The following is a 12970-nucleotide window of genomic DNA, read 5'->3' as shown; positions in this document are numbered from 1 at the left end:
TATGTTTTCTTTATGCAAACAGGTGGATAATACTCCCTGCAAAACCAAGCAGCAGCAGGCCTAACAACAGGTATGTGGTTTTAATATTCTTTTTAACAAAATAATACACTAAAAAAGTGAGCCCTAACGGAATCATCGCAGGTACCACCTGGTCTAAAATGCTTTGAACGCCTACTGCGGATTTTTCTGTACCGATATGCAATGGTGTGGTGATGTTCATGAGTGTAGCCGGCATTGCGCCAACAACCATCAGCCCTAAAATTGAGGAGCCTTTGGTTAGCCTGTCCATCACATTGTTTTTGGCCAGGTTTTGCAAAAAGCGTGTTCCGGCATCATAGCCCACAAAAGTTAGTTTATAGCGTAATAGCAAATGCGGAACATTGAATATCAACAGGAATAGCAATGGCCCCAGGATATTACCTTTAATAGCGAGCGATGTGCCAACACCAGCGGCTATCACTTTAAATGTTCCCCAAAATAAGGAATCGAATACGCCGGCCAGCGGCCCCATCAAACCCAGTTTTACCGAATTGATAGATTCTTCATCGAAATCTTCATCGCTGCTGTTTTGTTCTTCCATAGCTGCAGTAATGCCCATGATAAGTGTTGAACCATAGGGGCTGGTATTGAAAAACTGCAGGTGCCTTTTCAGGGCCACCGCCATAGCCTCTTTTGTCTTGTACAGCTTTTTCAGCACAGGAATAATAGAGAATGCGAAGCCGGTATTTTGCCACGTCTCAAAATTGAAATTGGCCTCCAGCGCCAGCGAACGGAAAAACAGCATGCGGATATCACGTTTGCTCAGCTTAGGATTGAGCTTTATTTGCTCTGCCGGTTCCTCATCGGCTCCAAAATCGTCATCATCATCTGTTGCTGGTTTAGGGGCAATTTGTGTTACTAATAATGCGATTATAACCCCAAACCCGCCAATGGCTATTACCGGTAATTTGAGATAGGCTGCCAACATAAAGCCCAGGAAAAAATAAGGCGCCATATTTTTGTTGAACATGAGGTTCATGAGCAGGGCAAAACCTAATGCAGGTAGCATATTGCCTGCAACCTGCAGGCCTGTTTGCACCCATGCCGGGATCATATCCAAAAATGTTTTCATAGCACCGGCACCTAACTGCAGTGCAAGCATAATGATGATACCCATAAGTACCGGCCTCAATAGTCCTGAAATAATATGCAGGCGTTGAATGCCTTTAAAATCACCGTCTTCGGCATATTGATTAAATTTTTTATTGAGCATAGCCCGCAATACAAACAGACCACTGATCACCATTTCGGCCAGTATGGAAACCGGTACGGCTATGGCCAGGGCAATTGCCGGGCCTTTGCCAGAGATGATAGCAAACGCGGTACCCAGTACACCACCGGTAATCACATCAGGAGGGATAGCAGCGCCAACCTTGATGTTGCCCATAAATATGAGTTCAAGCGTAGCGCCGATGATCACGCCCTGGGTTACATCGCCAAGCACCAGGCCAACCAGTGGTCCAAGTACCAGCGGACGGCTAAGCAGCGTAGTGCCCAAAAAATCTTCCGAATGTCCAAACATCGCTATCAGCGCGATGAGTAAGTATGATACTGACAAGAGGGTTAAATTGTTGTTTGTGAGTTTGCTAAATATGTTTAATTAAATAAGACTTGCCACAAGCTGTTTATTATCAGTAGGCACCTGCCTTACTTCCAGCTCAAGGCCTTTTGCCAGCATTCCGCGAATGATAGCTATATCATCATCATTAACTGCTATTGCTTTTGATATCAGCTTTGAGCCATCTTTTGACCGCAAGCCACCGAAGTTGATTGTTGTTATTTCGGGTACTTCGCTTGCAAGGGCTGCCGCATCCTTAACGCTGTTGATCAGGATTAAAACTTTTGCGTTTTTGCTTTTCTCGTCATTTAAAAAGGCAATCGCCTCTTTTACCGGTTTAATCAACAGTTTGGTTCCTGCCGGTTTCGCAAGGCCGAGGGTCATCTTCATAAACTCATCCTTAGCTACTTTGTCGTTAGCAATCAGCAGGCAATCGGCGCCAAGAGCCGGTGTCCATGTAAAGGCTACCTGGCCATGTACCAGCCTGTCATCAATACGGGTTAGTTTAATCATTATCTTCTTCCTGTTTTTGTGCGGTTAATAGTTTGTTTACGTACACCATCTGTTGTTTGGCATTTTCAATGGCTTCAGCAATTACATCTTCTGCGGGAGTGTCCGCATCAGCCAGTATAATTTCTATTACCAGCGGTAGGTTAAAACCCGAAACTACATGCACATTGGGCTGCAGGGCATATTGCAGTATCTGATTGGTAACACTGCCGCCCATGATATCTGAAAAAACAATCAATTCATCATTGTCGCCAATCTGATCAACTATTGCTTTGATGTCATCTTCTAATGAGCGGTTTTCATCAACATAAGCTTCAATCAAAAAAATGCTATCCGCAGTACCGGTAATAATATCAAGCGACGATTTTATGCCGCCTGCAAGCTTGCCGTGCGTTGCTATCAGAAATTTTCTTGTGCTTCCGGTATTCTCCATCAATAATTAAGGTTTTTATATCCGCGTTTAAGGGCGCGGGGTTTTCATAACTGGTTTATATATGAAAATTAATCTTATGCAATTATCAGTCAAACTTTATTCAATAGCTATTTTGAAGGCACTACAACACCACTACTGTAATTTATTGTGCTGATTTCGCGCAATTGAAGAGGCTCGAAGTCACATAAAGAAGTTCGAAGTCATAAGTCCGAAGTTTTAAGTCAAAAGACTTTTGACCTCCGACTTTACACTATCTACTTACCAGTAGTGTTAATGTAGGGGCATGAAAATATCTACCAGCGGCTTTATCTTTTAGCTTTGAAACGGGATGCAAAATGCTTCCCTGACAACCATTTTATAATTCCTTAACTTTATATATGAACCTGAAAAAGCATATCAATATCCTTTCGGCTATATGCAAAAAATGCTGCCTGCTTTTAGCCGGACTGCCATTTATTGCGCAGGCACAAAGTGTTAAAGTGGTAACCAATCATGTAGGTTATGAGGATAGTAAGGCCAAACGTGCCATTATAGTTGCAGATAGAAATCTTGCCTTTACATCTTTTAATCTTATTGAAGCAGATAAGGGCAATACTGTATTTACCGGGCAAATCAACTACAGCGGCCCGGTGAACAAGTGGAAGAACTTTCAATTTTGGACGCTTGATTTCAGTGGATTTACAAAACCGGGGACTTATAAAATCCAATTCAGTTCACCAAGTGGGATCATTTCATCTTATCCTTTTATTATAGGTAAAAATGTGCTTGAAAAAGCAACTATATCCGATGTGGTATATTACTTTAAGGGACAGCGAAGTTCGGGCCTGTTAGATAAAGCTGATCATCATTTAGTATTATCAGGTACAACAGATACCGTTGACGCGCATGGCGGCTGGTACGATGCTACCGGCGATTACGGCAAACATTTATCGCACCTGTCATTCTCTAATTATTTTAACCCGCAGCAGATCTCATTAACAGCTTTTAGTCTGTTCAAGACTTATGAGTTGTTAAGTGCCCGTCCCGGAACTGATTTCAGGCAGTTTAACAGACGAATTTTGGATGAGGCCATGTATGGTGCCGATTACCTGGTAAGGATGCAGGCAAAAAACGGCTCTTTTTATCGTTCTGTTTCTTCACCCGGACCGGGTAAATTACCTAAAGACCGGGTAATTCAGGCCGATGAAGGCAACTACCGGATCAAGCAAACTAAAGATCAGTCGTTCGCTAAAACTACAACCGGAAAAAACTGGCGTAGGTACCAGGCCAGTTACCGTTCGGGTGCAGGGATTTCGATTGCTGCCTTGGCAATGGCTTCGGCTTATCAAACGTCTGGCGAGTTTAGCAATTCAGATTACCTGAAAGCCGCTGAAAATGCTTTTGCCTTTTTGGAAAAGGAAAACCCGCAGATGGATTATGATAAAAAGGAAAACATCCTTGACGATTATTGCGCCCTGAGCGCCGCGACCGAACTTTATAAGGTAACCCACAAAGAGGTATATAAGGCTGCAGCCGAAAAGCGGGCAAATAATTTGCTCAATCGCCTAACCTCCTGGGATAAATATCAAAACTTTTGGCGTGCAGATGATAAAGACCGGCCTTTCTTTCACCCATCAGACGGAGGTTTGCCGGTTGTTAGTCTGCTGTACTATTACCCTTATGCTACTGCCGATCTTCAGGTAAAGATCAAATCTGCCGTAAGGAAATCAATGGAGTTTGAACTCGCTATTACTCATGAAGTAAACAACCCGTTTGGCTACAGCCGTGAACTGGTACAGGATACTTTGGGTAACCGGCACAGCGCTTTCTTTTTTCCGCATGGCAGCGATGCCTCGCCATGGTGGCAGGGTGAAAATGCAAGGCTTGGATCGGTAGCTACCGCAGCAAGAATGGCTGCTAACTTATTTAAAGATGATAAAGCTTTCCACGATCAGCTTTCAGGTTTTGCTATTGATCAGCTTAACTGGATTTTGGGATTGAATCCCTTTGATGCCAGTATGCTGCAAGGTATAGGTCACAACAACCCGGCTTATGGCTTTTTTGGCACGTTTGAATATACCAACGCACCGGGCGGTATTGTAAATGGTATTACATCGGGTTTTGATAACGAGGATGATATTGACTTTAATATCCCTTACGCTGTATCGGGCAAAGACTCGGACTGGCGCTGGGCCGAGCAGTGGTTGCCGCACACAGCCTGGTACCTGCTGGCAGTTTCAACAGGCGATTAATTATAAACCAATATACCTAAGTTATGAAGAACTGGAAGATCCATATAAGTTTTGCCCTCGCGTTGTTATTGTGTACCCCGATATTTTGCTTTGCGGCAGATGAGCACAAGACGCTGGCTATCGGCGCTCAGGCACCTGAGTTTAGCCTGCCGGGGATTGATGGTAAAACTTATACTTTGCAATCATTTAAAAATGCCAAAGTGCTGGTTGTGGTTTTTATGTGTAACCATTGTCCAACATCGCAGGCCTATGAAGATAGGGTGATCAAACTCAGCAGTGACTATGCTTCAAAAAATGTTAGTGTTGTTGCTATTAATCCTAATAATCCTGCATCGCTGCGCTATGATGAATTGGGCTACAGTGATTTAGGCGATTCATTTGAAGAAATGAAAGTACGTGCCAAAGATAAAGGGTTCAACTTTCCCTATCTGTACGACGGTGAAACTGAAGTAGCTTCTAACAAATATGGCCCGGTTGCTACTCCTCATATTTTTGTATTTGATAAAGATAGGAAGCTCAGGTACAACGGCCGGATTGATGATATGGAAAATCCCGCCAAAACGCCAAAATCGCAGGACGCGCGTAATGCTATAGATGCTGTGCTGGCGGGTAAAGAAGTAGCCGTTCCTGTTACTAAAACCTTTGGCTGCTCTGTTAAATGGGCCGAGAAAAAGGATTGGATAGATAAAGCTCAAATTCAGTGGGCAAAAGAGCCGGTAAAACTTGATACCATCAGCGCTGCCGGAATCGCGACGGTGGTGAAAAATCATTCGGACAGGTTAAGGATGATCAACCTTTGGGCTACCTGGTGCGGCCCTTGTGTTGCCGAGTTTGATGACCTGGTTACGTTGAACAGGCTGTACCGGGACAGGGGGCTTGAATTTGTAAGTATCAGCGCCGATGATCCGGCTAATAAGGATAAAGCCCTCAAGTTTCTTCAGCGAAAGCAATCATCAGGTACTAACTACATCTACACAGGCGATGATAAATATAAAATGATTGAGGCTGTTGATCCTAAATGGGATGGCGCTTTGCCTTATACTATGCTGGTTGATCCGGACGGGAAAGTGGTATACAGTCATCAGGGGGCTATCGATATTGAAGAACTTAAAAAAGTGATCTGGAATAATCCAATGATGGGCAGGATCTACAAATAATCGACGCGGATGAATAAGCTGAAACATTTTATTGCAGTATTGATTCCGCTGCTATTGGTGAACCCAACTATCGCGCAGCAATATAAATTCAAGGCGCTTGTGTTGATCTCCCGTTCGGATGATCACAGCAGAATGATGACTGCTGCTAAACCATTTTTTGAGAAGCTGGGCAAAGACAATCAATTTAAGGTTGATTATACCGACGATTCAAGCAAGATCAATGACGAAAACCTTAAGAATTATGAGGTGTTTGTGATGCTGCAATTAGCACCTTTTGATATCTCGTACAGTCAGCAGGCCGCTTTGCAAAAGTTTGTTGAGCAGGGGAAAGGTTGGGTTGGCATTCATGGTGCGGGCTTAACTGGTACTGAGTTTTTAGCTAAAAATACCAAATACTGGCAATGGTTTGAGGATTTTATGGGAGGGGTAGCGTATTCGCCGCATCCTGCTTATCAAAAAGGAACTGTTGTAGTTGAAGATAGGAAACATCCTGCCACTAAAAACTTACCTGCTCGATTTGAAATCTCCGACGAATGGTACGAGTTTGATAAAAGTCCGCGGCCCAATGTACGTGTTCTGGCAACCGCCGACGAAGCAAGCTATAAACAAAACAAGCCCATGGGCGATCATCCCATCATCTGGACGAATGAAAAATACCGCCGCATGATCTATATCGGCATAGGGCATGATCCTTCGGTATTCACTAATCAAAGTTATGTAATACTGCTCAGGGATGCCACCCTTTGGGCCGGATCAAAATAAATCATCAACCTGTAAACCATCAATATGAAAAAAATAGCACTGATATTAAGTTTTTGTTTGTTAACCGTAGTAGTTGCCCGGGCGCAAAAGGCGCCACGCTTTAAAGTAATTGCCCTATACGAAAACGGTGGCCATCATATTGAATACTCAAAAGCTGCAAAAGCATGGCTGGATAAGCTGGCCGCCGACAGTAATTTTTCTATTGACTATATTCAAAGTACTGATTCAATTGATAGTTCTTTTTTATCTAATTATCAATTGTTTATTCAACTGGACTACCCACCTTATGCCTGGAAGGAAAAAGCAGTTAAAGCATTTGAAAAATACATTGATGAAGGTAAGGGTGGCTGGATTGGATTTCATCATGCAACCCTTTTGGGTGAGTTTGACGGTTACCCAATGTGGAACTGGTTCTGGAATTTTATGGGAGGCATCCGTTTTAAAAATTACATAGCCACCTTTGCCAAAGGCACCGTTAATATCGAAGATAAAAATCATCCGGTGATGAAAGGCGTGTCGCCATCCTTTTTGGTGCAAAAGGAAGAGTGGTATACCTACGACAAGGACCCACGACCTAATGTGCACGTGTTGGCATCAGTAGATGAATCAACTTATGAGCCGAAAGATGGTATAACCATGGGCGATCATCCGGTGGCATGGACTAATCTCGCGAAAAAAGCCCGCAACGTTTATATTTTTATGGGGCATTCGCCGGTACTTTTTGAGAGTAAGGATTATACCACGCTTTTTAGTAATGCAATTTTCTGGGCCGCTAAAAAGTGATATTAAAAAAAGCTTAATTGTATTTACAACCATGATAAAAAAGCTGTTGTTCTTGTGTCTTTTACTCACGCCTGTCATTGCAATGGCACAGCAGAATACTTCGCCTATTTTGCTGCAGATGCGCAATGGGAAAGTGTATTTTGATAACGTTTACGCCATTAACGTAGGTTTTAAAAAAGCTGATCTGTATAACAAGGCGCTAAGTTGGTTTAAGGGAGATGAAAAGACGATAACTAATGCCAATGAAAAGAAGGGTGAGGTGATAGGCACTTGTACTACCAGGGTTAACATTGGTAATACCGGTAACTACTATTTTGTAAGGTTTGTGGTTGATGTGATAGTTTACGACGCTACTTACGAGGTTAAGGTTTTTGATGTTTACGAAAAGCCAATTGAAAAAGGAATCTCAAACGAATATTCAAAAATAGAGTATCGTTGGTGGGATTTCAGGCGGGGCAAGCCTTGGTCGGCAGATGATGAACCGCTGTTCATGGGTATAAGCACCTCTGTAAATAATATAATGGATTCGCTTGGTAATGAAATGAATAAATAATCCAGTTGAAGTATTTGTAATGAAGAAATTGATATATACTACCTTGTTTCTGTTAGCGATATTTTTGGCGGTTGACACTGCTTTTGCGCAGCAGCCTCGCTTTAAAGTACTGGCATTATACTCAACCAATGTAGAGAGCGATCATGTTGATTTTGCCATGGATGCCATAAAGTTTTACAGCAAAATGGCTAAGACAAAAAGCTTCGCGTTTGACACCACAAGTAATTGGGGCGATTTGAATGACAAAAAGCTAAAAAATTACCAGGTGGTTATTTGGCTCAATGAGTTTCCGCATAATCAGGTACAACGGAGCGCGTTTGAAAAATTTATGGCTAATGGTGGTGCTTGGTTAGGGTTTCACGTGTCTGGCTATAACGACAAGTACACCAAATGGCCATGGTTTGTTGATTTTTTAGGAGCTACCTTTTACAATAATAACTGGCCGCCTCTGCCAGCTAAAATGATTGTTGATGATAACACCCACCCGGTTACCAAAAGCCTTGGCAAAAGCTATATAGCCCCTATAAACGAATGGTACGGTTGGAAGCCTAATCCGCGGGATAATAAAGACATTAAAGTATTGGTAACGCTCGACCCGGCTAATTATCCGTTGGGTAAAAAGGATATCATTCGTGACGGTGATATCCCTGTAGTGTGGACTAACACGAAATACAAGATGCTATACATGAACATGGGGCATGGCGATCTGATATTTACCTCGCCCGAGCAAAACCAAATGTTTGAGGATGCTTTATTATGGTTAGCCGGTAAAAAGTAAATGATCCATCATTTCTCCGACGCTAAGAAGCCATGTTTCAATAAAGGGACATGGCTTTTCATTGTTACTTGGTTACCTCTATCAGAAAGTCATAAAGGTTTGTTTCGGTGGATAGCTGCAGCTTTTTACGTACCCGGTACCTGCTGATTTCAACGCCCTTTAACGAGATATTGAGCAACTGCGCTATCTCTTTTGATGATAGATTTAACCGCAGGTAAGCGCAAAGCTTCAAATCAGTCGAGCTTAAACTCGGGAACTTAGCCTTCATGGTGGTTAAAAAGTTATTATGCACCTGGTCAAAATACATGGAGAAGTTATCCCAGTCATCGTCGTTTTTTTCAGTATCGCTTAAGAGCTTAAATACACTTCTGAATTGGTATGAAGCATCAGGAATATTAAGCTTTTTGATCAGCGTCATCATTTCGTCTTTGATATTCAGCAGTAATTTTCCCCGGTCAACCATCTGCATAGTGAGGGTGGCCAGTTCTTTGTTTTTATAGCTTAGTTCGGCTTCGAGCTTTTCATTTTTAAGGGCGATGATTTCTTTATCATTGCGATCGAGTTCAAGACTGTGGAGATAACTTACCCTTTTTTGTTCTTCGTCATGGCGTTGCTGATGCAGTTCAAAACGTTTTTGCTGCAATTTTATACCGATGTAAACAGCGTAAGCTATAATCAGGAAATAAACAAGGTAAGCCCAGACGGTTTGGTACCAGGCCGGCTCAACAACAAAAGTATAATTAACCGGTTTAGATGCCGCGCCTAAATTATTGCGGGCCTTTACCGAAAATGTATATTTACCATAAGGAAGATTGGTATAATCCTTCTCCGTTTTAACCGACCATTGTGACCAATCTTTGTCGAACCCAATAAGTTTATAGCTAAACTCCTCATTGCTTTTTTGAGCAAACAGGGTAGAAGTGTATTCAAAATGAAAGGAGTTCCAGTGATTGGATAATGAGGTAATATCTTGCTGGTTTTGTGCTGGTATAATCCGGTTGTTTTTAACAAAATAGCCTCCGAAAATCAGACTATCCTTTTCGGCTATGGCTTTTACTGTAGTTAGCAATACATTGAGTTTGTTCTCTGACGATACGTATTGGCGGTAATTTAAATGGAATACACCGTTATTTGAACCGATAAAGATATTCTCCATATCATGGGGGTAAATGTATTCTGCCCCTTTTACCGTTTGTCCGGCCAGTTCCGGGAAATAGATTACCTTGTAAGGTAAATTAGCTGATCTTTTGCCAAAATCAATTACACCAACCCGCTGGTTGCTGATAAACCAGATGTTGCCTTTATTATCTTCGGTAAGGAATTCAATTTTTGTATTATTAAAGATCGGCTTATAAAAAGCCGACCGTATGAAGTCACCTTCGGTTGTATTATACTCATAAACACCTTTTTCGGTGGCTGCTATTATCTTGTTTTTAATAAAATATACGTGGTTGTCCAGAGCCGATGGCAAACCGCTTTTTTGAGTATATTGTGTATAGCCAACTATCTTTTTCCTGTCGGCAGACAGCTGTACCTTAAAAATACCCCGGTAAGGGTGCGTCGCCCACACAAAGTTATTTTTATCAACCGCAAGGTTCCCCAGCGATTCATAAATGCCATCTAAGCGCCCTTCAAAACTAAAACCGGTGCTATTGTATTTTAAAAGCTGAAAGCCTGTGTAAGTTCCGGCAATAATATCCTGCGAGGCAGGGAAACCTTTCACCATCCAGGCACCCGGCCCTGAAGTAACCAGTTTAGCCTGGTTATCATCTACCTGTAAAACACCATCCTGGTGACCGGCCAACAGGTGCCCGTTGATTTGCGTGAGGCTCAGCACCTGGCCTTTGGTATTGGGTACTTCTGTAAAAGAACCTGTGGCCATGCTGATATCTTTTTGCTGTGCGCTTAACGGGGCGACGTATAAACCATTTGAGGTTCCGATATATAGTTTGTTGTTAAAGATGGTTACAGCACTGCTTTTTACCAGGTTTTGTCGATTAGGGTAAATGTTTTTAACTGAAGTGTTATAATTGATAAAGTTGAGCCCATTTTCTAATCCAAGCCATAAATTGCGGTCTTTATCCAGCAATACCCCATGAACATTATTGTTTTGAAGCCCCTGAGTATTGGAGAATTGCTCTATTAACCTGCCTTTGCCATCAATAATGATCAGGCCTTTTGCCGATGTGCCGATAGCGTACTTGTCGGGCCCAATTTTTTGACCAAAATTTACCAGGTCTGTGAGCAAAACGCCATCTGCGGGTGTCGATTTCTTTATCAGTGAGGTACCGGCCATCAAAAATAGACCATTTTTGCGGGTGGTTACCAGTAATGTGTCCTTGTTGAATTCGGTGATACCGGTTATTCTTAACCCTTTTGTTGGTTGTTGTACGCAAGGTTCCCAGCGTGAATTTTTAAAAACAACCAAGCCAATATCTTTATCATGAGCAAACAATCTGCCCCCGGCCTGGCTTAGCAGCATCCAGCCGCCGGGCGCGTCAAATGTGCGGATACTGTTGTTTTTTAACTCAAAAATGCATTCAATAGTTCGGAAAAATACCTCATTGTTGTAAATAACTATATCCCAGATATCAGCAAATTGCCTTGCTTTTTGAGGTAAAAGTTGTTTAAATGAGTGATATTTCAGGATCCCTGCACTGTTTGGGAAAAAATAGCCGACTTCGTCCTGCCCGCCAACATAAACGCGGCCCATAGCATCAATGGCTACCGACTTTATTGCACTTTTATTAGGTAGTGGATAAGTTTTCCAATAGCTGCCGTCGAAAGTAAGCAGGCCTTCATCGCTTGCAAAATAAAGAATGCCATTTTTGTCCTGTTTAATATCCCAAATCTCGCTGCCCGCATTATACTCATTATGAGTATAGTTTTTAATAGCCGGAGTACCAAGTGTAGTTTGAGCTAAAGATGTGCATATGAATACACGCAGAACAATGATAATTAGGATGTACTTCTTCATTAACGGATTAACGTGGCGGTTGAGTAAAACTCAGTTAGTAATACAGCCCGGCCTGGTTATGAGCCTACTGGTTGAGAGCTGTAATTTAATCAACATTTTACATATACCGTAAAGCTAAAAATCTATCTGATGCGGCTGAAATGAAAAGTTGGATATGTTTCAAACCCGCAATGGATTGCTGTAGTGGTATTGTAGGGGCTATCAGGATATTGTTAAAATAACAGTTATTGGCCTTTATCTAGGTTTTGGCAAGATAATTACTTACTGGCTGCCCAAAAAATGGCATTGCTGAACAGGGTGGTAAAGGCGGTATCATCAAAAAGTTGAGGGAAATGTCCCATGGCTATATAAACGTTCCGGGCCTTAAAGTGTTCGTTGGTCCAGATTACGGGATGGTCTCCCATCTTTACATCTTTGTTGGGCAAATAAGTGGCCTCATCTATATTCGCCAGCACATGCACATTAGTGCGGGGGCTTTTATCATAAATGTACCATTCATCTTCGGTAATAAAGGTTGCCGGAAGACCTTTCATAACGGGATGCTGCTTATCTTCTACATGAAGCATGGCAGCGGCACCGCCGGGAATGTGCAGTTTAAATTGTATGCCGCCCATAAAATCTGAATACCATTGCCACATAGGGTAGCCGTCAAAAACGCCTAAAAGGGTAGGGTGATGAAAGCCGATCCAGCCTCCCCGTGCATTTTCAATATAATCGGTAAAGGCCTCCTGCGCTTCTTTTTCCCAGGGATACGGAGGATAATCCAGCTGAATAAACAGCTGATATTGTTTCAGGAAATCTTTATTGATCTTTTTGGTATCGCTGATATAATCTATCGTGAAATTACTGTCTGCAGCAAGCCTGTCCAGCCATGGTTTGGCTGCTGCGTCAAATAACGCATGTCCACCTCCGGTTTCGGCAAGAGCAATGGCTCTGAAACGGGGCTTTGTTTTTTGCTGGGCCATTGCTATGCCGTTATACAGGGTCAAAAAATACAGAAGGGCTAAAAAAGTTACTTTTTTCATTTTAATCATAGTAAATGACAGGGCAGTGTGATGCGTAGGCTATACCTGTGTTTAAGGTTTATTTACGGGCTTTCGGCCGCAATGATAGCTCAAACCTTTTATTTGTAGCTTAAGTGAATGGAAAGTAGTGGTAAAGTAGGGCAGATGACGTATGTAACGGATAT

At 42.3% G+C, this 12970-nt stretch carries 11 protein-coding genes; 6 read left to right on the top strand and 5 right to left on the bottom strand.

The genetic code is table 11. From position 1 onward, the window contains the following. Positions 1 to 10 precede the first annotated feature (10 nt). From BMX50_RS34820 to BMX50_RS32260, 3 genes are read right to left on the bottom strand one after another with little or no spacing between them, the layout of a single operon-like run. Positions 11 to 1597: a PTS system mannose/fructose/sorbose family transporter subunit IID gene (locus tag BMX50_RS34820; protein WP_143065323.1), complete on the bottom strand. Its 1587-nt coding sequence runs from the start codon at positions 1595 to 1597 to the stop codon at positions 11 to 13. A gap of 42 nt (positions 1598 to 1639) precedes the next feature. Next, positions 1640 to 2110 carry a PTS sugar transporter subunit IIB gene (locus tag BMX50_RS32265; protein ID WP_091221440.1) on the bottom strand — a complete coding sequence of 157 codons (471 nt, stop codon included), beginning with the start codon at positions 2108 to 2110 and terminating at the stop codon, positions 1640 to 1642. After that, positions 2103 to 2540 (bottom strand): PTS sugar transporter subunit IIA, encoded by a 438-nt coding sequence (locus BMX50_RS32260; RefSeq protein ID WP_091221432.1) that lies wholly within the window; start codon positions 2538 to 2540, stop codon positions 2103 to 2105. The genes BMX50_RS32265 and BMX50_RS32260 overlap by 8 nt, the downstream gene beginning before the upstream one ends. A gap of 377 nt (positions 2541 to 2917) precedes the next feature. On the opposite strand from BMX50_RS32260, the gene BMX50_RS32255 reads away from it, so the two are divergent. The 6 genes from BMX50_RS32255 to BMX50_RS32230 all read left to right on the top strand — a co-directional run bounded on the left by BMX50_RS32255 (position 2918) and on the right by BMX50_RS32230 (position 8804). Beyond that, positions 2918 to 4771, top strand: coding sequence for a glycoside hydrolase family 9 protein (locus BMX50_RS32255; protein WP_091221426.1), 1854 nt, complete (start codon positions 2918 to 2920; stop codon positions 4769 to 4771). Positions 4772 to 4794: 23 nt separating this feature from the next. Further along, a complete protein-coding gene (locus BMX50_RS32250) occupies positions 4795 to 5928 on the top strand; it encodes a redoxin family protein (protein WP_091221422.1) in 1134 nt (377 codons plus the stop codon). A 9-nt stretch (positions 5929 to 5937) separates the two neighbouring features. After that, positions 5938 to 6690, top strand: a complete 753-nt coding sequence (locus tag BMX50_RS32245; protein WP_091221412.1) for a ThuA domain-containing protein — start codon at positions 5938 to 5940, stop codon at positions 6688 to 6690. Between the two features lie 24 nt (positions 6691 to 6714). Further along, a complete protein-coding gene (locus tag BMX50_RS32240; protein WP_091221406.1) occupies positions 6715 to 7473 on the top strand; it encodes a ThuA domain-containing protein in 759 nt (252 codons plus the stop codon). Between the two features lie 82 nt (positions 7474 to 7555). Continuing rightward, positions 7556 to 8026, top strand: coding sequence for a DUF4468 domain-containing protein (locus tag BMX50_RS32235; protein ID WP_143065322.1), 471 nt, complete (start codon positions 7556 to 7558; stop codon positions 8024 to 8026). Between the two features lie 19 nt (positions 8027 to 8045). Further along, on the top strand, positions 8046 to 8804 hold the full coding sequence (locus BMX50_RS32230) for a ThuA domain-containing protein (protein WP_091221394.1): 759 nt from the start codon (positions 8046 to 8048) through the stop codon (positions 8802 to 8804). Between the two features lie 64 nt (positions 8805 to 8868). Here BMX50_RS32230 and BMX50_RS32225 read toward each other — a convergent pair whose 3' ends face one another. Both BMX50_RS32225 and BMX50_RS32220 read right to left on the bottom strand, forming a co-directional pair. Then, positions 8869 to 11781 carry a triple tyrosine motif-containing protein gene (locus BMX50_RS32225; protein ID WP_091221388.1) on the bottom strand — a complete coding sequence of 971 codons (2913 nt, stop codon included), beginning with the start codon at positions 11779 to 11781 and terminating at the stop codon, positions 8869 to 8871. Between the two features lie 257 nt (positions 11782 to 12038). Continuing rightward, positions 12039 to 12806 (bottom strand): ThuA domain-containing protein, encoded by a 768-nt coding sequence (locus BMX50_RS32220; protein ID WP_091221774.1) that lies wholly within the window; start codon positions 12804 to 12806, stop codon positions 12039 to 12041. Positions 12807 to 12970 lie beyond the last annotated feature (164 nt).

This window comes from Mucilaginibacter gossypiicola, assembly GCF_900110105.1.
Lineage (GTDB): Bacteria > Bacteroidota > Bacteroidia > Sphingobacteriales > Sphingobacteriaceae > Mucilaginibacter > Mucilaginibacter gossypiicola.
This window is presented reverse-complemented; position numbering and strand designations above follow the sequence as displayed.

What these genes read in the sequence shown, in the direction of transcription:
- BMX50_RS32255 (WP_091221426.1), top strand. Translation starts at nt 2,918, where the DNA reads ATGAACCTGAAAAAGCATATCAATATCCTTTCGGCTATATGCAAAAAA.
- BMX50_RS32240 (WP_091221406.1), top strand. Translation starts at nt 6,715, where the DNA reads ATGAAAAAAATAGCACTGATATTAAGTTTTTGTTTGTTAACCGTAGTA.
- BMX50_RS32235 (WP_143065322.1), top strand. Translation starts at nt 7,556, where the DNA reads ATGGCACAGCAGAATACTTCGCCTATTTTGCTGCAGATGCGCAATGGG.
- BMX50_RS32225 (WP_091221388.1), bottom strand. Translation starts at nt 11,781, where the DNA reads ATGAAGAAGTACATCCTAATTATCATTGTTCTGCGTGTATTCATATGC.
- BMX50_RS32250 (WP_091221422.1), top strand. Translation starts at nt 4,795, where the DNA reads ATGAAGAACTGGAAGATCCATATAAGTTTTGCCCTCGCGTTGTTATTG.
- BMX50_RS32245 (WP_091221412.1), top strand. Translation starts at nt 5,938, where the DNA reads ATGAATAAGCTGAAACATTTTATTGCAGTATTGATTCCGCTGCTATTG.
- BMX50_RS32260 (WP_091221432.1), bottom strand. Translation starts at nt 2,540, where the DNA reads ATGGAGAATACCGGAAGCACAAGAAAATTTCTGATAGCAACGCACGGC.
- BMX50_RS32230 (WP_091221394.1), top strand. Translation starts at nt 8,046, where the DNA reads ATGAAGAAATTGATATATACTACCTTGTTTCTGTTAGCGATATTTTTG.
- BMX50_RS32265 (WP_091221440.1), bottom strand. Translation starts at nt 2,110, where the DNA reads ATGATTAAACTAACCCGTATTGATGACAGGCTGGTACATGGCCAGGTA.
- BMX50_RS32220 (WP_091221774.1), bottom strand. Translation starts at nt 12,806, where the DNA reads ATGAAAAAAGTAACTTTTTTAGCCCTTCTGTATTTTTTGACCCTGTAT.